Here is an 18,435-nt window from a genome sequence, read left to right as displayed (position 1 = left end):
GAGAGGCCGTATTATTGGGTCCCGACCCTAATGCTTTTCTCTCGCCACCAGTGCATCGACCAGGCCGATTTGCGACCGAACGCCGCGTTTGTATTCGGCGATCAAGATTTTCGCCTCATTGTCCGCTTTGCTTCGAGGCATATTGTTTTGGCTGCACCAGGCATCGAGAACAGTTTGCAGCAGTGTGATATCTTGTGGTGGTATGGCGGTGATAAAATGCTGCATCGGTATCCCTCCCAGGACGACAACATCAGAGCTGTGCATCGATCGTCTGTCGCGATCTTCAGCGATGCGACTTTAGTCTAATTACCCGCTGCTGAATATCGCGAAAAATGATGGCCTCACCGGGCTAGCAAATTTCAGCGAAAGCGATAGATTGCGCCGGCCCTATTCAGGACTGCAAACGTCGAAAGGTTTCAAATGCAGGTATTGGTTCGCGACAACAATGTTGATCAGGCGCTTCGCGTGCTGAAGAAAAAGCTCCAACGCGAGGGCGTCTTCCGCGAAATGCGTTTGCGGGAAGCCTATGAGAAGCCGTCGGTGAAGAAGGCGCGCCAGAAGTCGGAGGCGATCAGCCGTCAACGCAAGAACGTTCGAAAGCAGATGCAGCGGGAAGGCCTTCTGCCGGGTCCAAAAAAGAAGCCGAGCCGTTAAACCGGCAACCCGTCGCGACCGAGCCTTTTCTCCAAGGGGGGCGAGGCTGGTTCGTGGAACCGATTTTTCACAGGCGCTGTCTACCTCCAGTTTGGGGCACAGACGACCGTAGCCTTCAAAACACCCATGCGCGACACGCCAGCATACGAGATGATCGAGGCGCGATTGTCGTGTGGGTATCCGGAGGCAGGTTCGTCAGGCTCTGTCTCGTTGGCCGTCGACCCGTCCGAGTAACCCTCGGAAGACAGTGTAGGGCGAGCCACACTCCTGAAGTAGGACATACGGTCGTACGCCTCGACCATGATCGGGGCAGATGTGCCGACAGCCCGCCGTCGGGCCTCGCGATTGACGCCGGACGGCTCTCCATCTCGTCGAAGCAGGGATGTACAGCCTATGGTATCCGAAACGCCGCCGTTCGTTGGCGAGGTCGCGCCCTATTTCTACGAATGGCGAGCGACACTTGTGATGGAGGCGCGTGAATTGGAAGGCCGGAAAGCCTCGCCGTCTGGGCGTGATAAAGCGGCGGAATTTCTGGCTATGACGCGGGCAAGAAGATCAAGGGACACAAGCGTCATATCGTCGTCGACACGCTTGGACTAATGATCGGCCTCATGGTTCACAGCGCCGATATTCAGGATCGCGACGGCGCGCTTGCCGTCCTCAAAACCATTCTCAAGCGCTGGCCGTGGCTGAGACATCCGCAGGTGCTCAGACCGTCAACGCCGGGAAATACATGATCGAAGGCACGAATTTGGATGGATCCAGTGTTTGGAACAGCCGCAATTACGCTCGCAAACGAAACCACCTGCGTTATCGAGGGGGACACGGCAGGCGTGAAATCAACCGGAGTCTGCATGCTCAACGGCAATGCTTTCGCGGCAGCCGATGTCCTGGGAGATGCACTCGGCCTGATCGTCTAACAAAGTCAACGGTGATGGCTCATTGGACGGTACATGCACGATTGCAGGCAAGGATGGAAGTGGCACAGAAACGTTGACCGAAGCGAATCAGCGCTCGCGATATGAAACCGGCACGCTATCCATAGCCAGTCCGTTTTGAGATGTGGCTTGAGCCTGGGATGGCCAGACAGTGCCGAACGTGATCCCGGGCTCATGGCCGCTTTTTGATCCTTTTTCTGGCGGGCTCATGCGAGCTCCCGAACAGATCAAGGGTGTCTCCGATACTGGGCTATTCGCGCAGTCCGTCATCCAACCTTAGCATGTACCTTTTGCATTAGGTATTTTCCGTAGTCGCTCTTTCCATATTTCTTAGCAATTTCAATAAGTTCTTCTTGGGAAATGAAGGATTTATTGAATGCAACCTCCTCTGGGCAGGAAATTTTGAACCCTTGGCGACGCTCAAGAGTTGCAACAAAGTTTCCGGCCTCCATCAGACTATCGGGGGTGCCTGTATCGAGCCAGGCGTAACCACGGCCCATGAGCTCGACGCTCAGTTTACCGCGCTCCAGATACGCGCGGTTCACATCGGTAATTTCAAGTTCACCGCGGGGCGACGGCTTCAAGTTGGCGGCGATCTCGACGACGTCGGAATCGTAGAAATAAAGGCCAGTCACCGCCCAGTTCGATTTCGGCACAGCGGGTTTTTCCTCAATCGAAACCGCCTTCATTTCCTTGTCGAAGTCGACCACGCCATATCGCTCCGGATCATTGACATGATAGGCGAAGACCGTCGCGCCCTGCGTCCGGCCGATAGCATTCTTAAACAACTCAGTTATGCCATGCCCGTAAAAGATATTGTCGCCGAGAATCAGGCATGATGGATCCGAGCCAACGAAATCGGCACCGATGATATAGGCCTGCGCCAAGCCATCCGGCGATGGCTGTTCGGCATAAGACAGTTCGATGCCCCATTGCGTGCCGTCACCCAAAAGCCGTTGAAAATGCGGCAAGTCGTGCGGCGTCGAGATGATCAAGATCTGCCGGATGCCTGCCAGCATTAGCGTCGATAGCGGATAATAGATCATTGGCTTGTCGTAGACGGGCATAAGCTGCTTGGATGTGACCAGCGTCATCGGATGAAGTCTGGTGCCACTGCCGCCTGCGAGGATGATACCCTTCATGACTGTGTGTCTCCGGTCAGGATTGAAGCAGGGAGCGGCTGTAGCACACGACCCACCACCGTTTTGGTCGACTGAGCCCAGTCCGGCAGTCTCACGCCGTGAACGGCAGCGAGCTTGGTGCAATCGAGCTGCGAATTGGCTGGGCGCCGGGCCGGGGTCGGATAATCCGTTGCCGGAATGCGTCCAACCGTAGCAAATGGCCCGCCAAGGCTGGCAGAGACCTTGAAGATCTCCTCTGCGAAATCGGCCCAACTGGCTCTTCCCGAATTCGTCAAGTGGAAGACGCCCCTGAGCGTCGGGTCACGGTTTGCCATGAGATTGCGGGCAACCGCAATCACTGCATCGGCGATATCGAGCGCGGATGTCGGCGTGCCGAACTGGTCGGTAACGACATTAATGGCGTCTCGGCTTTCAGCCACTCGAAGCATGGTCTTGAGAAAATTTTTTCCGAACGGGCTGTGCACCCAAGCAGTGCGCAAAATCACATGATTGTCCGTCGCAAATGCAACGGCCTCTTCGCCTGCCAATTTCGTGCGGCCATAGGCGCTGACCGGGGCGACGGGATCTGTCTCGACATAGGCCGACAGCTTGTTACCGTCGAAGACGTAATCCGTGGAAAGATGGATAATTGGGATTTGCAGCACCTGGGCAGTCTCGGCAATCACACCGGCGGCGTGCGCGTTGATGACCCTCGCCAATTCCTCCTCGGTCTCGGCCTGATCGACAGCCGTATAGGCCGCAGCCGAGATGACGACATCGGGGCGGAGGTCTTTAATGACAGCCGGGAGCGTTCCGGGAGTGCTCAAATCAAATTCGGGCCGACCGAGGGCAAGAACCTCGATATCCGGGTGAAGGGTGGCGCGCTCCAGAAGCGAACGTACAACCTGACCTTCACGGCCGGTCACCAAAAGCCGTTTTTGCACCGTCATCACGACCCCGTTTGCGCGGGCTGCAGCAGTCCAAGGCGCGATCCATCGTAACCATTTCGCAAGGGCTCCCACCACCAACGGTTTTCGAGATACCATATGACCGTTTTTTCGATGCCGCTGTCAAAATCCTCCTTAGCCTTCCAGCCAAGTTCGCTTTCCAGCCGCGTCGCATCAATCGCATAGCGCGCGTCGTGGCCAGGGCGGTCGGTAACGTAAGTAATCAAGCGGGCATGCGGTGCGCTTTGCGCATGATGAATGTCCATCAGTTCGCAGATGCGTGTGACGACATCAATATTGCGCCGCTCGTTGCGGCCGCCAACATTATAAGTTTCACCAATGACGCCGCGTTCGGCGATCAGGTCCAGCGCTCTCGCATGATCCTCAACATAGAGCCAATCGCGAATATTGGCGCCGTTACCGTAGACCGGAAGCGGCTTGCCCTCGAGCGCATTGAGGATGACGAGCGGAATGAGTTTTTCCGGAAAGTGGTGCGGTCCGTAATTGTTCGAGCAGTTGGATACCACGACCGGCAGGCCATAAGTGCGCGCCCAGGCTTTGGCAAGATGGTCCGACGCGGCCTTTGAGGCCGAATAGGGCGAGCTTGGATCATAAGGCGTCGTCTCGGTGAACAGCCCGTCGTCGCCGAGCGAGCCGTAGACCTCATCGGTTGATACGTGAAGGAAACGGAATGTGTCTCTTTGCTGCCCTTCCAGGGACTGCCAGTAGAGACGGGCGCAATCGAGCATCGTGAATGTGCCGATCACATTGGTTTGCACGAAGTCGGCGGCGCCGGTGATCGACCGATCGACATGGCTTTCCGCGGCTAGATGCATCACCCGGTCGGGCCGGAAACTGTTAAACGCTTCGGCGATCGCCTGTCGATCGCAAATGTCGGCCCTTAGGAAACGATGATTGGATTGATTGTCGAGGCTCGAAAGCGACGTCAACGTGCCGGCATAGGTCAGCTTGTCGACCGTCAGGACATCGTAACCTTTGTTCAAGACGAGATGGCGAACGACGGCTGAACCGATGAAACCAGCCCCTCCGGTAACAAGTACACGCATAAAAATCTCCAAAAACAGTCAACCTGACGACACTTCAATCCTAGTAGATGAAATTCGTCTCAAGGTCAGCGAGGCGTGGTTGCACTTCGTCTCTAGCCGAAAGTACAGCCCTCTCCGGCATAACAGGCCATTGGATTCCAATCTCCGGATCGTTCCACAGAAGACCGCGGTCATGCTCCGGACTGTAATAATCGGTGACCTTGTAGTACAGAATACTGTTCGGCTCCAGTGTGCAAAAGCCGTGAGCAAACCCGGGAGGAACCCACAACTGGCAGCCGTTGTCCGCCGATAGCTCCGCCTTGACATAGCGTCCATAGGTCGGCGACCCCTTGCGAATATCAACAGCCACATCCTGGATGGCGCCTGCTATGCAACGTACCAATTTCCCCTGCGCTCGGGGTTGAAGTTGAAAGTGCAACCCTCGAACCGTCCCAGCTTCAGTCGAAAGAGACTGATTGTCCTGAACGAATTGGAACGCCCCTATTTTCTCTTCAAACAAATCCGCACGGAATGTTTCGGAAAAATATCCACGGTTATCACCAAACTTTTTCGGTGTAATAAGTACGACCTCCGGCAGGGTCAGGTTATCAAAGTGCATTCACTCCCCCAATCATTCCGCAAAGAATCCCATAGAATTCAATAAAATCCATTCTTTGGCTCAATGCGTTTAAATATAAGCGCGTTATCATATATCTTTGACAACCACAGAAAACTCCTCCATGAGTGTGAGTGGGCATGGACTATAGAAACCGTCCGAGGTCAATTGCGTACCCCACTTATCCGTCAAATGATCCGCGTCCGTCGTAAGGATTGCGATCTCGCCGCAAGCCGTCGAGATAGGTACTCCGGATGATAATCTCGTGTCCAATGAGGACGCCGGCAAGATTTACTACCTGCCTGATTTCTCTCCACCAGCCAATGCGGACATAATGTGTCTAAGCCACTCCTTTGCCTGCCCGCGCGACCTTCATTCTAGCAAGATTCCCTTCCGGCTGATCGAACCGTATACCTTGATGAAGCGGAAGGGTGATGCCTAGTCTCGAATCGAAAAATCTTCCCTATCGGCTGTTAGATTTACGTTATAAAATGGATCGTTGTGAATTCGATCACCCCATTTTCTCAGCATGAAATCAGCCTCTGACTTGTAGCGCCGGGTTTTTTCCGGCGAGGTATCAAGGCCACGCGTTACACTTTCTAGATGAACAAGCGAGGCATACGGCGTGTAGAGGTTGCGATATCCAGCCTTGTCCAGTTTCAGGCAGAAATCGACATCATTGAAAGCAACCGTCAGATTTTCGGCATCAAGGCCGCCGACCTCATTGTATTTCGATTTCTCGACGACAAGGCATGCGGCAGTGACCGCCGAAAACGACTGGGTCACCGCCAAGCGTCCCATATAGCCAGGGTCATCGCCAGAGCGATATTTATGGGGATGTGCCGCCACCAGACCGATCCCGCAGACGACACCTGCATGCTGTACCTGTCCGGTCCGGTACAACAGTTTGGCTCCCACCGCCCCGATGTCTGGCCGTATGGCGTGCGATACCATTTCCTGAAGCCATTCGCTGTTGATTGCCAGGATATCGTTGTTCACCAGGCAAACGACACTTCCCTGCGCCTGCTCGACAGCAAGATTATTCAACCAGGAAAAATTGAAAGGGCCTGGCGCACTGAGAACACGAACATTGTCCATCGCACGCAACACATCGAAATAACGGAGTGTTTCAGGCTCAACGCTGCCATTGTCGACAACGATGATTTCGAAGGCGGGATAAGCCGTCTTGCTCAGAAGAGACTCGATGCATCCTCGGAGAAGAGGAAGGTGGTCGCGCGTCGGGATAATCAGCGTGACCAGCGGCGCCGGGGTTGGCAGCGGCCAGATCACTCTGGCGAGACCGCCTTTCTCTTCCACCACAGTCACCTGTTTGCCTTGTCGTATCAGGCTGGCGCCCAGCGCTTGAAGGCGGCGAGACGTCATCGGATAGGGTAGAACATTTTGGCCACTTGCGCGCGCCGGCGATCTTCGATGGTAAAGGACATGCGGTATGTGTGTAATCTCATTGGGCAAAAGTATCTCGGTCGTGCGCAAGATGAGATCGTGGACATCGAGTTCAGGCAGCGTGAGCAATGGAAGGCAGCAGGTTTCGATGAGAGCCGCCTCAAACGCCACGAACCGACCGAGATAATTGGACGCAAAGAAGTAGTCTGGATCCCAATCCGGCTTGAACAGCGGCGAGTGCCGCGCGCCTGCTTCAATGGAATCCTCGTCGCTGAAGATCAGCCGGGCCTCGGGTTTCGTTATGGAACGTTCAGCGATTTCATAAATAGCCGAGGGTGCCAGAACGTCCCCCGCTTTGGCGAAAACGATGAAGCGGCCGTCGCATTTGTACAGCACGCTTTTCATCGTCGGCTGATTATCTTTCCAATGCACAACCATCCGCGGATCGGTTTGAGCACAACTCATCAGGTACCGGCGCTCTTCTTTTGGAAAAGTGGAAGGTACCGGAAGATGCAGCTGCCAATTGTCGTAACTTTGATCCTTCAGCGATCGAAGAGTTGCTTCCAGCTCGGGCAGGAGAAGGTCTTCGGTATCGATGATCAGCGAGATCAGCGGTTGCGTCGGCCAACCGACGATAGCTCGTCGTTGCCGCGCAGTTTCTTCGCTGGTTGGCGTATCGTGCAAAGCGATCCAGGCGTGATATCGATCAGGGCCGACATATTTTAGACTATCAGCGATATTCCGCGCAAAGCGTTTTCGACCCTTGTGCGTTACCACCGCTCGGAGTGCCTTTTGCGCAGTGTCCCGGTTTTGGCGATACGCTTGGCAAAGGCCTTTTGCCAAGCTGATTTGCCGCAGTTTGAAGGCCCGGACGGTGAAAAAACCCTCACGGCTAGCGGGGTCCAGCCGAAGACGAAGAACGGGGCTTTCGGTAACCCCGGTCGCGTGAAACTTGCCTTCACCCATCGGTTTCAGCCGGAAGGTCGAAAACGCGGCCCATTCAAACCTGTGCTCGATATAGAGGATTGGATCGAAAGACATGGAAGAGTGTCCGAGAAGATCAATCTCGACTTCGAACCATCCAGGCTGCAGGGAATAGCCATCGACGCGTACCGCAAATTGCGGATTTCCAGTTGTCGCGACATAGAGATCATCACGAATCACAAGATTCGCTTTCGGATCGAGGCGCGCTTGTATGAAGCGTTGCTTCATCAGGCGTCGAAGCTCGATGAATGCCGCAGCAAGCGGAAATTTGCGCTCTTTATCTTGCGCCTCGTATTGGCTGTTTTTCTGAGCGATATCCGCTACACGTTTCTTTTCAAGCCTTTGCAAACGTTCAAAGCCAGAGAGGCAGAGATCAAAGCCGGGCCGAGTTTCATTGGAGGCAAAAAAAGCCTGCGCCTTCTGCTCCGTCTGCATCAGTTGAATGGCAAGGCCCGCTATTTCCTGTTCGACCTGCGGTGCATCCGGTAACGCGCTTAGCGCACGAAAAGCCTGAAGCGCTTCCGCACTCCGACCAAGACGTTTGAGTAGATGAGCGAGATGAAGCCGCGGATCAGGGTCGGTTCCATCACAACACACGGCTGACGCATAAGCGCTGGCGGCCTCCTCGAAAAGCTCGCCTTCTTTTAACATATGGGCGTATTGCGTCCAGGTTTGCCCGGAAGAGAGGCACTGCTCCAGAACGCTGCCGTACAGTGCAGCGGCCTCCAGCCAATGTCCTTGGTCTCGAAAGCGATCTGCCTGATCGACAATATTTGACGATGTCTTTTCGTTCAAACTCATGCAGAAAAGCCTGTCTCGACCCGCAAATGGTTCCGGTTTGAGTAATTCACTTTGAATGGGTTATCAAATTTTGATCTGCGCCTGGGAGCGATCCATTCTGTTAGTGCCGGAATTGCAGGGCTGTACTGCGATAGTCGTCACCAACTCGACAGCATCCCTTATGCGTACTCAAAGCGATTCCGCGGACAATCAAAGCGAATGCTTCAAGAAACCCTGGGGGCACACGTCACGACACGGCAAAAGATAAATCTCGTGACTTCGAATGAGCGGGAAAGATAGCCAGATGACGGAAATGACGTCTATTACAAAAATTGGCTTTCTTCCGTGTCACCGACAAGTTCAAGTTCACCATTTCCCTCGCGCAGACGGTTGGCGCCTAGCAGTGATTCCGCTTCATCTACCGAGTGCATCTCCAATATTTTACACCGGTTGATAACGAAAACGTCATTGCAGTATTTTCTGATCAGGCTGGGAGAGGAAGTCAGGATCAGGAAGCCGGCAGACTGCATTCGTTCCAGAACAAGCTCCTCGCATCGCGCCCGAAAGGAACCGCGCCCACCGATCAAACTTTCATCGACGATGTATGTCTCGAACGGAATAGCGTAGCAGGATGTGAACAGAAGTTTCGTGCGCTCATCGCGGTTCAAGTCCTTGAACGGCTTGTCGATTGCCTTTCCAATCTCGGTGAAATCCACGACGAAGCGGATGATTGGAACAGGATCGAAACCGAACACACGGCAAAGGAACGCGAGATTTTCTCGACCTGTCAAAGCGCCGTTAAAAACACCACCGGAGGCAACCGGGAACGAAACCAGCGATGATCGTCGCACGCGGCCAGTATCGGCGCGCAGTTTACCCGTCGTCAGATTTGCAATCGTCGTTTTGCCACTGCCGGGAGGTGCAAGGATGCCGGTGAGACGGTCGCCGGCAAATTCCGCATCCGCGCCCTCAAGGACCTTGGTCCGCGACGTCTTCTTGCGCAGCGTTTTGTGAACGTTCGTAAAACTGACGGTCAAGATTGGTCTTTCATCTGGTTGCTGTGCAATCGCCCACCCGCGAAACGATCTCCGCGAGCCAGCCTGCTCCATCCAGAGGATTCAAAAAGGTCGTGCAGGCTGGTGCAATTTCACGAAACACCGGAATGTCGGAGGCGACGGATGGAACGCCGAGGGCTGCCGCCTCCAACATGGGAATCCCGAGCCCCTCTGCAAAGGAGGGGAACAAAAGCGCGGTTGCGTGTTGCAGCATTGTTTGAACTTCAAAATCGGATAGATCAGCGAATTCGAATACCGTGTCCGTTATGGCCGGGCAACGCTCCAGCATGTCTACCACATTTTCGTTTTCCCAGCCCCGCTTTCCAATAATGCAGAGACGCGGCGGGTTTTCACGTTGAGACAGTTCTCGCCAAATCTGGAGCAACAGAAGATGGTTTTTTCGAGGTTCGATCGTTCCAAGAATGACAAAATAGGGGCTGTTGTTCTGCAGGAATGCGCTGACAGGCGGCGTCAAGGGCGTGGCCGGCGTCTTTTTGAAATCCAGCGTCGGCACAACCACGTCGGTTGCAGCGAGTTGCCACGCATTTTCCGCCGCAAATTTCTTGACGCGTCGATCGGTATCGTTCGAATTGCTTACGGCAATCACCGGCGCGTTCGTCAACTCCTTCAAAAAGTCTGAAAACTGCTGCTTCGTCTCCGGCCGTTGGTACTCCGGATACTCAATGGGGATCAGATCGTGGATATAAATCAGACGCTGCATTTTCCGAAGCGGATCAAGGCGGCTCATCCCATCCTTCACCTTTCCCAACCCAGAATGCGAAGCCACGACGTAGGTTGTTAGCGGCGACACGATTTTGTCGCCCTGGGGAAGAAAACGGCTGCGGACATAAGGTTCATATTTGAGGCGGAGCTTGGTCAACCGGCCTGCCGCTTGCAATGAAGAGGGATCGCCGTTCCACATATGCTGGAGGCGTTGGAGAACGGCATTGCCAAGGTCCTGCGGCAGAATGCAAACGCCATGACGGCCGGCATGTACGAAATAACACTCAGAGCCAAATCGCTTTGCCAGGTCCAGGCCTATCGCCAGATCGATTCGGTCAACACCAGTGCCAAAAGGTTGCTCGTAACCGCGTACAAGGCGTGAAATGTCGAAAAGCACCCGAGGTGTTTCGATCGAAAGTGACCTCATTGAAAGACGATACATCTATGCCTACAAGTCTAGAAACGGCCATTTTCAACAATTGGAAGAGAACGACGTCTCAGCCAACCGCTCGTTTTTTTGCTCCCACAAGCGCCACTTTCGCATATTAAATCGATATGGTATACGCCGCCGCAACTGAAACGGCGGTGGATTCTGCGGGAATATCAACGATCCCAGTTCTATCCGGAAAAGCCGAAAATGGTGAAATTTGTTGCAAGAACTCCTTGAAATCGTTCACTCCAAAAAGTCAATTCCCCTTTCATGGGTGACGACCAGCAGTGATCAGAATTATCTCAATCTGGGCGACGCCTTGTCACCTGTCATCGTATCGATGATGTCCGGATTGGCCGTCGATCATACCGCATCCAAGTCGAATATGGTGCGGCTGGCGGCAGTCGGCACCATCGGTCATATGTTTGCTGGCGGAAACGTATCGTTTTGGGGAACCGGAACATCGCCCAACGCCAACCCAAATCAAACCGATCAGCCGAAAGTCCCTTACGTCCGGCCTGCAGATACCAGGATCCATGCCTACGCTACCCGCGGACCGTTTAGCCGGCGCATCCTTGCGCCGGATGCAACCGGTCCGGCCGTCTACGGTGATCCCCTATGGCTTCTGCCGCGCTTTCACGAAGCCCCTAAAAAGAAGACTTATGAGCTGGGTGTCATTCTTCATTTGTCGGAACTGGCGGACCGTGAGCACGATGCGCATCCCAGAGCCGGTTCGAAGCGCCACGATATCGCGGCCGAAGATCGCCAGGCGATCAAGTTGATCAATACGGTAACGCCGGTTTCGATCGCTGGCCTAAGGGAGCGTCTAGACGAAATTCTGGCTTGCAAACGCATTGTCTCCACAAGCCTGCATGGAATGGTGTTCGCAGAATCCTACGGTATCCCCTGTCTCTATTTCTCTCCGAGAGCGAAAACAGCAGGGCTCGGACGCATCGATCTGGTGAGCGAAGAAGGGCTAGATCTGCGTTTTGTCGATCTCTATCGCGGTTTAGGGCAGGATCATCTCGATGTCTGGTACCAGCCGCGTACCGAAGAAACGAATTGGGACGCCCTGATCCGGACCATCGACGACGTCTGGGAGCCGAAATATCTCTCTGAAGATCCACTCATCGAATCGTTTCCGCTTCCTTTGGCCATGCTGGAAAAAGGTGCGACCGGCAGCGCGTTCGATCATCCGTTAATTCGTTCCGTCCCGACGAAACGAGAAGCGGGGCTGGTCGTACGTGCTAGGAACGGTCTGCTTTCGCGCATTTTGCGGCGGGCACGATAAGAGGATGGTGGTTTCGGTGGGTCTGGGCGCTGCAAAACGGCTGTTTCGCCGGAAGGTTACGTCGCCCGCGGAGGGCGTGCTTTCGAAGGACAACGAAACGAAGAGCGAGCGCATCCGTCTCTCCTGGGTCTGGACTACCGGGCAGCATCCCGATGCGAACCTCGGCGACGCGCTCAGTGCAGTCATGGTATCGGCCATTTCCGGGCGGAAAATAGAGCCTGCCGCGTTCAATCACGACAACGAAAGAATGACTGCTGTCGGAACCATCGGCCATGCCCAGTATGGGGCCAAGGTCCACGTTTGGGGCACCGGCTTCGATTTGAAGCGAGGACCGACCGGCGTCATCGGCGAGTATAAGGTTCCGGAGAATACGGAACTGGTCGTCCATGCGGTGCGAGGGAAACAGACGGCGGCCGGATTGCGGAAGCTCGGTGTGGAGGTTCCCGACATTTTTGGCGATCCGGTCTGGTTCCTGCCACGCGTGTTTCCGTTTGCCGATCTCAAGAAGGAATTCGAACTGGGTGTGATCGTCCACATTTCCGAACTGGACGAGGCAACCGCGCGCGCATGCGTGCGCAAGAACCTCGAACGCTACAGGATCCCACCGGAACTCTCCCAAAACATCAAGATAATCAATACATATACCGGCGCCGATATTGCTGGAATGCGCGAGAAGGTTCAGGAGATCGTCTCCTGTCGGCGTATTCTTTCCACCAGTCTTCACGGTTTGGTCATTGCTGAGACGTACAACATCCCCTGCGCCTGGTTTTCAACCAATCACGGCGCGTCCGGGTTTTTGCCCATCGACGGTTCGCGGTCGATCGATCATCGTATGATCGATTTTTATGGCGGCGCCGATCGGGATACGGTCTTGAGCTATCTTCACCCGCTTCATCAGGGAACGGATTGGGAAAAGGCAATGGCGTTCATCGACAATCATTGGCAGCCACTGAGCTACACAGGAGAAGCGCTCTTCAATGCGTTTCCCCTTCCTCGCGCGGTTCAGTTCAAGGACAAGGTTTGGCAGTATTCACAAGACGTGTTGCAGGGAAACCGCTATTGATCGCAATGGCAAACCCTGTTGCGTCACTTTTAACTCAAAACTGTTGTTTTCTTGAAGTGCGGCTTTGATGTCATTGTTTACGTGCTGGTGTTGATATATCCAATGCGGCATCGGAATTTGATTATGAAAATGGGCTTGGCAGCAAGTCCGGCGATACAGGGTTCATATGCTGTTTTTGGATAAATTCGCCAAACTTTCATTGGCTGTTGCCTGTGTTGTCATGTCGTCGTGCACGATGCCGAGCTCCGGCCCAAGCGCGAACAAGATCCAGGCCGAAGCCAAAGATCAATATGCGCCCTACACGCTCATCAACGTGACACCCAATGTCGTCTCCGTTCTGGCCCAGGGCTTTGACAGACAGCTCGCTGCGTCGCTTGGAAATGCCAAAAAACGCAGCTCCGCGCTAATCGGCGTCGGTGACACAGTCATTATTTCCATCTGGGAAGCGTCACCAGAGGGGTTGTTTTCAAGTTCGAGCCGCGGCGGCGGAACCCAGATACCCGAGCAGCCGGTTTCGGAATCCGGCACGATCTCCGTTCCTTATGCCGGTGTTATAAAGGCTGCAAACCGCACGCCGGAACAGGTCAAGGAATCGATTGAACAGGCCCTCGTTCGCATGGCGGTTCAGCCTCAGGTTCTTGTGAGTGTGGTCAAGAACGTGTCCAACACGGTCACGGTGACGGGCGAAGTGGCAAGTAGCGGGCGAATTCCGCTCTCCCCACGCGGTGAAAAACTGCTCGACGTCATTGCCATGGCTGGAGGCCCGCGTATCGAATCCCATCAGCTTTCTGCCCAGATCACGCGTGGCCGTCGGACCGAGACCATTCCGATGGAGCGCTTGATCTCCGATCCGAACGAAAACATCTACGTTCAGCCGGATGATGTCGTCGCACTGATCCGTCAGCCGCGGAGCTTTACGGTTTTTGGCGCGTCTACGGCCAACGCATCGATCCAGTTTGACGAGTCCCAACTTTACCTGAACCAGGCATTGGCGAAAGTCGGCGGTCTGAACGACGAGCGGGCGAATGCGAAGGGCGTCTTCATTTATCGGACGGAATCGACGGATTTGCTCCGTCAGCTCATGCCGGAAAAGAGTTTCTCTGCGTATGGACCGACCACCAACGTCATTTACCAGGTTGATCTTAGCGATCCGAGTGGCTTCTTCCTGTTGAAGAGTTTTAATCTGCGCAATCGTGACCTCATCTACATCGCAAACTCGTCTCTTGCCGAGGTTCGCAAGTTTGCAACGCTCGTCAGCTCGACCGCTGCGCCGGTCGCGCAAGCTGCATCTGTTTCAAACACCCTCGTTGATTTGAGAAATTAGCATTGAGAGACGATCCGTCTTAAAGCTGCCAACTTACTAAGCTTAAAGCGCCATCGGTCAACGTCTTTGGCGGTGGTATTCCCGTTGCGCTTTTCCCATTGGTGGAACTGTGTTATGAGGCTCCCTTGCCGCGATGATTGCGCCCAGTTCAGGAGACGACGTTGAAGGATACGAACCGGTCGGCGAAGCTCGAAAAGTCTCATGCTCGCCCGGATGAGACGGGCGCGTTGGTATTGCGGCTCGATGAGGTAAGGCCGGTCCGTCAACAGCCCGCGGCAGCGCCAGTCGCCATTCCCAAGCAATTTCCTCGCAAAACAACCGTAACATACAAATCGGTACGCGTTACGGGTATGGCTGCCAAAGTTAAAAGTGGCCTTTCTGGTACATCGATTTCTTTTCTCCTGATGGTCATCCTGCCGACGATCATTGGCGCTCTCTATTTCGCTTTCGTGGCGTCTCCACAGTATATGTCAGAGTTCCGCTTCTCCGTTCGGCCAACGGATAGCGCCTTTATGACATCCTCCTCCGTCGCCGCAGATACGGCTTTGGCGATGTCGAACAGTTATATTGTATCCGACTATGCCCTCAGCCGTGATGCTGTCGAAGCGCTGGAGAAGAGCGTCGGTTTGCGCGAAGTCTATTCCAGAGACAACACCGACAGATTCTCCCGTCTTTCTGATGACGTCTCTCTCGAACGTCTGATTGATTACTGGCGCAAGCGGGTTTCGACGAGCTACGACATCATGACGGGCATCAACACGATTGAGGTCACGGCGTTCTCTCCGCATGACGCACTCAAGATTTCCACCGCACTGCAGGCACTATGCGAAAAGCTCGTCAACGACATTTCCGAAAAGGCACGTCAGAGCCAGATGGCTTTCGCCAAAAATGAACTGGATCGCGCCGAGGCGCGGCTCAAGGAGGTTCGCCAGCGCGAAACCGAACTGCGCTCCGGCCAGAAGAGTATTGATGTTCGCAAGGAAGCCGAAGGAAAGATGCTGCTGAACAACAAGCTGCGGGGCGATTTGTCGGCGCTGGAAGCGCAATATTCCGCGCTTTCGAGCGATATGGATCCGACGTCTCCGCGGCTTACCGTCCTCAAGAATCAGATCACCGCTGCGAAAGAACAGATCGAAATTCTGCAGTCCCAGATCACCGATGTCGACGCATCAAAGCCTGGCGCATTGGACGATGCGCAACGGGTGACCAAATACGATCAGTTGCAGACGGATGTCGAAATCGCGACAAAACTCTATGAGTCGTCTCTGACGAACTATGAAAATGCCCGTATGCGAGCCAACAGCAACCAGACCTATCTCGCCACCTATGTTCAGCCGGGGCTACCACAGATCGCGTCATATCCGCGCACCTTTATTGACACGCTCCTGGTGTTTCTGTCCGTGTTTGGTGCCTGGGTGGTATTGACGCTCGTCTACTACAGCATCCGTGACCATGCTTAATTGCTGCTGGCAGCTGGAGCTCCTACGTCAATGAATGCACTTGCGCTCGGTCTGTCCAGGCAAATGAGGATCGTCAGTGCGCTGACGATCCGGGAAGTCAGACTGCGCAACAGCAAGCATGCATTCATGCAGCTGTTTGATTTGTTGGAAGCACTGTTTTTCATTATTGGTCACTGGATCATTTTTACGTTTCTACACCGCAATTTGATGATCGGAGACAGTCTGCTGTTGTTTATTACAACGGGGATTCTTCCGGTTCTCTTTTTCCGAACGATCAGCATAAAGGCGGCCACGGCGATCGAGGCATCCAAAGCAGTGACGAGCATTCCGTTCGTGGAGGCGATTGACTATTCTATCGCGCGTAGTGTCGTAGAGTTTCTATCCTTCACCCTCGCCTTTCTCGGCTTTTTTGCAATGATTAGCGCCTTTGATCTGTCGCGCTATGCAATACCATACAATCCGATTGCGATCGTACAGTTCCTCGTATTAATCACGATGTTTTCTTTCGGAATTGGGTTGATTAATTCCTTTCTGACCTATTTGTTTCCCTTGTGGAAGTTTTGCTTCGCGATTTTTTCTCGTATCCAAATATTCTTCAGCGCTGTCTTCTACATTCCTGAATACATGCCGCCGCAAATCAAGGATATCTTGGCTTATAATCCAATCATGCATTTCGTCGCCCTGTTCCGGACGGCGTTTTATCCAACCTACCCCACCCATCTGATGTCAATGAACTACATGCTCGGCTGGACATTTGCCGTCATGATGCTTGGATTAGCATTGGAACGGGCATTGCGAAACCACAGGGTACATTAAAGCTAGAAATGTTTGGGTGGGCCTCCGATAGTTAAATGAACATCCGGACTTATCAAATAGGGTCCAGACAGATGACGCCACGGCTTTGCCAAACGGGTATTGTTCAGATCCGGAATTGGTCAGGGTCGCTGACATAGATGAGGATTTGTCTGATTGGCGCATTCCAGCACACGATATACGCTGTCCAGGCGCGGGTCAGGCTCTCTATCGCGGCTGCGCACCATTCCCGGCGACAGCATTAAGGTTGCTTCCAAAATGGCAATCGCATAGATAGCGGGTCGCATCTCTTCAGGCCAGCAATGACGGTTCCGTCATTTAAGCCTAAAGACGAACAACCATCGCTCGGCCTGGCCTCAGCACATTGCAGGCCGATGCAACAAGCCACAAGTAGGATCTACGTTTCATGCCTAAAGCTCGTGTCATGGTCGATGGCTACAATCTCGCCTTGGAGAAAGGCACGGGGATTGCCACTTACGCCCGAAACCTGAGTGCGCAGCTGTCGGCGCTGGGGCATCAGGTGGATTTGATGTATGGCGTACGGTCATCGGCCGGGAAAAACGAACTCCTTGCGGAGGTGAGCTTTTTTGACCCATCTGTCAAACCGATGAAGACGCAGGACATTGTCAAGCGTCTGATAACATCGCCATTTGGGGTCACCGCAAACCGTGTCCCGATCACCGGCAAAGTCATCGCCCGAAACACGCCAGGCGGCCTTCCCGCACACGACCGGATTTTCAATTCACGCAATCTGTACACGGTCTCCCGCTGGCATTTTCGGACCTATGGTCAGTTTCTGAACGTGGATTATCCGGGCAGCGCCGATATCGCCCACTGGACCTATCCGCTGGCGGTTACGCTCAAGAATGCAGCCAATCTTTATACAATCCATGATCTTGTTCCGCTGCGGCTGCCTTATGCGACGCTCGACAACAAGAAGGAGTTTTTGAAGAAGGTTCGGCGTATTAGCGAAAGAGCCGATCACATCGTCACCGTTTCGGAAGTGTCGAAGAGAGATATCATCGAACTTCTGGGGGTTGACGAAAGCCGCGTGACGAACACCTATCAGGCGGTCAATCTTCCCAGCTACATTTTGAACCGGAAAGAGGACGACGTCCGCGAAGAGGTCTCATCGATTTTTGGCCTCCAACACAAGCAATATTTTCTTTTCTTTGGCGCAATCGAGCCAAAAAAGAACGTCGCTCGGATTATCGAAGCCTACCTCGCCAGCCAGACCCGCCTTCCGCTGGTGATTGTCGGTCAGCTGGTCTGGAAAAATGCCAATGAGCTCCGACTTCTCGGCGTTCCGCAGGACTTGGGAAAATCGGCGCGAAAGCAACCGTTTCTGGATCCGACGATCAGCCATGTCTCGAAGACATCGTCGGTCATTCGACTGGAATATTTGCCCCTCAATCTGCTGACGTCATTGATCCGGTGCGCCAGGGCAGTTGTGTTTCCTTCGCTGTACGAAGGCTTCGGCTTGCCGATCCTCGAGGCGATGCAATTGGGCACGGCGGTGATCACAGGCAACGAAGGCGCAAACCCAGAAGTCGCCGGTGACAGCGCGTTGATCGTTGATCCGTACAATGTTAATTCCATCTCGCAAGCGATCAAAGACCTGGCAAACGACGACGGCTTGATGGAGCATTACGAGACGGTCGGTCTAGAGCGCGCCAAGCTGTTTTCTCCACAGAAATACGCTGAGCGTCTTCAGAATCTCTATGCCAAGTTCAAGTGACACGTTTGGGATCGCCAGACGCACTCTCGTGACGAAGAAATCAGACCG

Annotated in this window: 16 protein-coding genes and 2 pseudogenes; 9 read left to right on the top strand and 9 right to left on the bottom strand. The window is 54.0% G+C overall.

All coding sequences use genetic code 11. The annotated features are described in order from the left end of the window. Window positions 1–27 precede the first annotated feature (27 nt). Window positions 28–225 carry a hypothetical protein gene (locus ACSQ2Z_RS22820; protein WP_436083513.1) on the bottom strand — a complete coding sequence of 66 codons (198 nt, stop codon included), beginning with the start codon at window positions 223–225 and terminating at the stop codon, window positions 28–30. Between the two features lie 195 nt (window positions 226–420). Here ACSQ2Z_RS22820 and rpsU point away from each other — a divergent pair, with 195 nt between their 5' ends. After that, complete coding sequence (rpsU, locus tag ACSQ2Z_RS22815) at window positions 421–654, top strand: 30S ribosomal protein S21 (protein WP_436083512.1); 234 nt, start codon at window positions 421–423, stop codon at window positions 652–654. A 290-nt stretch (window positions 655–944) separates the two neighbouring features. On the opposite strand, the pseudogene ACSQ2Z_RS22810 reads toward rpsU, so the two are convergent. Continuing rightward, a pseudogene (locus tag ACSQ2Z_RS22810) lies at window positions 945–1,086 on the bottom strand (IS3 family transposase); the annotation flags it as partial. On the opposite strand from ACSQ2Z_RS22810, the pseudogene ACSQ2Z_RS22805 reads away from it, so the two are divergent. Further along, window positions 1,063–1,352: pseudogene (locus tag ACSQ2Z_RS22805) on the top strand (transposase); the annotation flags it as partial. The pseudogenes ACSQ2Z_RS22810 and ACSQ2Z_RS22805 overlap by 24 nt on opposite strands. A gap of 66 nt (window positions 1,353–1,418) precedes the next feature. Further along, window positions 1,419–1,574: a hypothetical protein gene (locus tag ACSQ2Z_RS22800; protein ID WP_436083511.1), complete on the top strand. Its 156-nt coding sequence runs from the start codon at window positions 1,419–1,421 to the stop codon at window positions 1,572–1,574. A gap of 284 nt (window positions 1,575–1,858) precedes the next feature. On the opposite strand, the gene rfbA is transcribed toward ACSQ2Z_RS22800, so the two are convergent. The 7 genes from rfbA to ACSQ2Z_RS22765 form a co-directional block, all read right to left on the bottom strand. Beyond that, window positions 1,859–2,734, bottom strand: coding sequence for a glucose-1-phosphate thymidylyltransferase RfbA (rfbA, locus tag ACSQ2Z_RS22795; RefSeq protein ID WP_436083510.1), 876 nt, complete (start codon window positions 2,732–2,734; stop codon window positions 1,859–1,861). Beyond that, window positions 2,731–3,663, bottom strand: coding sequence for a dTDP-4-dehydrorhamnose reductase (rfbD, locus tag ACSQ2Z_RS22790; protein ID WP_436083509.1), 933 nt, complete (start codon window positions 3,661–3,663; stop codon window positions 2,731–2,733). Before rfbD ends, rfbA begins: the two co-directional genes overlap by 4 nt. Next, on the bottom strand, window positions 3,663–4,727 hold the full coding sequence (gene rfbB, locus ACSQ2Z_RS22785; RefSeq protein ID WP_436083508.1) for a dTDP-glucose 4,6-dehydratase: 1,065 nt from the start codon (window positions 4,725–4,727) through the stop codon (window positions 3,663–3,665). The genes rfbD and rfbB overlap by 1 nt, the downstream gene beginning before the upstream one ends. A 40-nt stretch (window positions 4,728–4,767) precedes the next feature. After that, a complete protein-coding gene (gene rfbC, locus ACSQ2Z_RS22780) occupies window positions 4,768–5,325 on the bottom strand; it encodes a dTDP-4-dehydrorhamnose 3,5-epimerase (RefSeq protein WP_436083507.1) in 558 nt (185 codons plus the stop codon). Window positions 5,326–5,760: 435 nt separating this feature from the next. After that, entirely contained in the window at window positions 5,761–8,511 is a 2,751-nt protein-coding gene (locus ACSQ2Z_RS22775; RefSeq protein ID WP_436083506.1) for a glycosyltransferase, read from the bottom strand. Between the two features lie 302 nt (window positions 8,512–8,813). Then, window positions 8,814–9,527, bottom strand: a complete 714-nt coding sequence (locus ACSQ2Z_RS22770) for a hypothetical protein (protein ID WP_436083505.1) — start codon at window positions 9,525–9,527, stop codon at window positions 8,814–8,816. 10 nt (window positions 9,528–9,537) lie between these two features. Then, window positions 9,538–10,665 (bottom strand): glycosyltransferase family 4 protein, encoded by a 1,128-nt coding sequence (locus ACSQ2Z_RS22765; protein ID WP_436083504.1) that lies wholly within the window; start codon window positions 10,663–10,665, stop codon window positions 9,538–9,540. A 253-nt stretch (window positions 10,666–10,918) separates the two neighbouring features. On the opposite strand from ACSQ2Z_RS22765, the gene ACSQ2Z_RS22760 reads away from it, so the two are divergent. From ACSQ2Z_RS22760 to ACSQ2Z_RS22735, 6 genes are all read left to right on the top strand, one after another. After that, window positions 10,919–11,989: a polysaccharide pyruvyl transferase family protein gene (locus ACSQ2Z_RS22760; RefSeq protein WP_436083503.1), complete on the top strand. Its 1,071-nt coding sequence runs from the start codon at window positions 10,919–10,921 to the stop codon at window positions 11,987–11,989. Between the two features lie 4 nt (window positions 11,990–11,993). Then, on the top strand, window positions 11,994–13,052 hold the full coding sequence (locus ACSQ2Z_RS22755) for a polysaccharide pyruvyl transferase family protein (RefSeq protein WP_436083502.1): 1,059 nt from the start codon (window positions 11,994–11,996) through the stop codon (window positions 13,050–13,052). Window positions 13,053–13,218: 166 nt separating this feature from the next. Beyond that, on the top strand, window positions 13,219–14,376 hold the full coding sequence (locus tag ACSQ2Z_RS22750; protein WP_436083501.1) for a polysaccharide biosynthesis/export family protein: 1,158 nt from the start codon (window positions 13,219–13,221) through the stop codon (window positions 14,374–14,376). Window positions 14,377–14,537: 161 nt separating this feature from the next. After that, entirely contained in the window at window positions 14,538–15,836 is a 1,299-nt protein-coding gene (locus ACSQ2Z_RS22745) for a hypothetical protein (RefSeq protein WP_436083500.1), read from the top strand. 30 nt (window positions 15,837–15,866) lie between these two features. Then, complete coding sequence (locus ACSQ2Z_RS22740) at window positions 15,867–16,652, top strand: ABC transporter permease (RefSeq protein ID WP_436083499.1); 786 nt, start codon at window positions 15,867–15,869, stop codon at window positions 16,650–16,652. A gap of 403 nt (window positions 16,653–17,055) precedes the next feature. Further along, entirely contained in the window at window positions 17,056–18,387 is a 1,332-nt protein-coding gene (locus ACSQ2Z_RS22735; protein WP_436083498.1) for a glycosyltransferase family 4 protein, read from the top strand. The last annotated feature ends 48 nt before the right edge of the window (window positions 18,388–18,435 follow it).

This window comes from Pararhizobium sp. LjRoot235, assembly GCF_964254145.1.
In the GTDB taxonomy this organism is placed as follows: domain Bacteria; phylum Pseudomonadota; class Alphaproteobacteria; order Rhizobiales; family Rhizobiaceae; genus Pararhizobium.
The sequence above is the reverse complement of the archived record's forward strand: the minus strand, read 5'-3'. Positions and strand labels throughout refer to the sequence as shown.

Coding starts and splice junctions, on each gene's coding strand:
- ACSQ2Z_RS22820 (WP_436083513.1), bottom strand. CDS start 225: ATGCAGCATTTTATCACCGCCATACCACCACAAGATATCACACTGCTG.
- rpsU (WP_436083512.1), top strand. CDS start 421: ATGCAGGTATTGGTTCGCGACAACAATGTTGATCAGGCGCTTCGCGTG.
- rfbA (WP_436083510.1), bottom strand. CDS start 2,734: ATGAAGGGTATCATCCTCGCAGGCGGCAGTGGCACCAGACTTCATCCG.
- rfbD (WP_436083509.1), bottom strand. CDS start 3,663: ATGACGGTGCAAAAACGGCTTTTGGTGACCGGCCGTGAAGGTCAGGTT.
- rfbB (WP_436083508.1), bottom strand. CDS start 4,727: ATGCGTGTACTTGTTACCGGAGGGGCTGGTTTCATCGGTTCAGCCGTC.
- rfbC (WP_436083507.1), bottom strand. CDS start 5,325: ATGCACTTTGATAACCTGACCCTGCCGGAGGTCGTACTTATTACACCG.
- ACSQ2Z_RS22775 (WP_436083506.1), bottom strand. CDS start 8,511: ATGAGTTTGAACGAAAAGACATCGTCAAATATTGTCGATCAGGCAGAT.
- ACSQ2Z_RS22755 (WP_436083502.1), top strand. CDS start 11,994: ATGGTGGTTTCGGTGGGTCTGGGCGCTGCAAAACGGCTGTTTCGCCGG.
- ACSQ2Z_RS22750 (WP_436083501.1), top strand. CDS start 13,219: ATGCTGTTTTTGGATAAATTCGCCAAACTTTCATTGGCTGTTGCCTGT.
- ACSQ2Z_RS22740 (WP_436083499.1), top strand. CDS start 15,867: ATGAATGCACTTGCGCTCGGTCTGTCCAGGCAAATGAGGATCGTCAGT.
- ACSQ2Z_RS22735 (WP_436083498.1), top strand. CDS start 17,056: ATGCCTAAAGCTCGTGTCATGGTCGATGGCTACAATCTCGCCTTGGAG.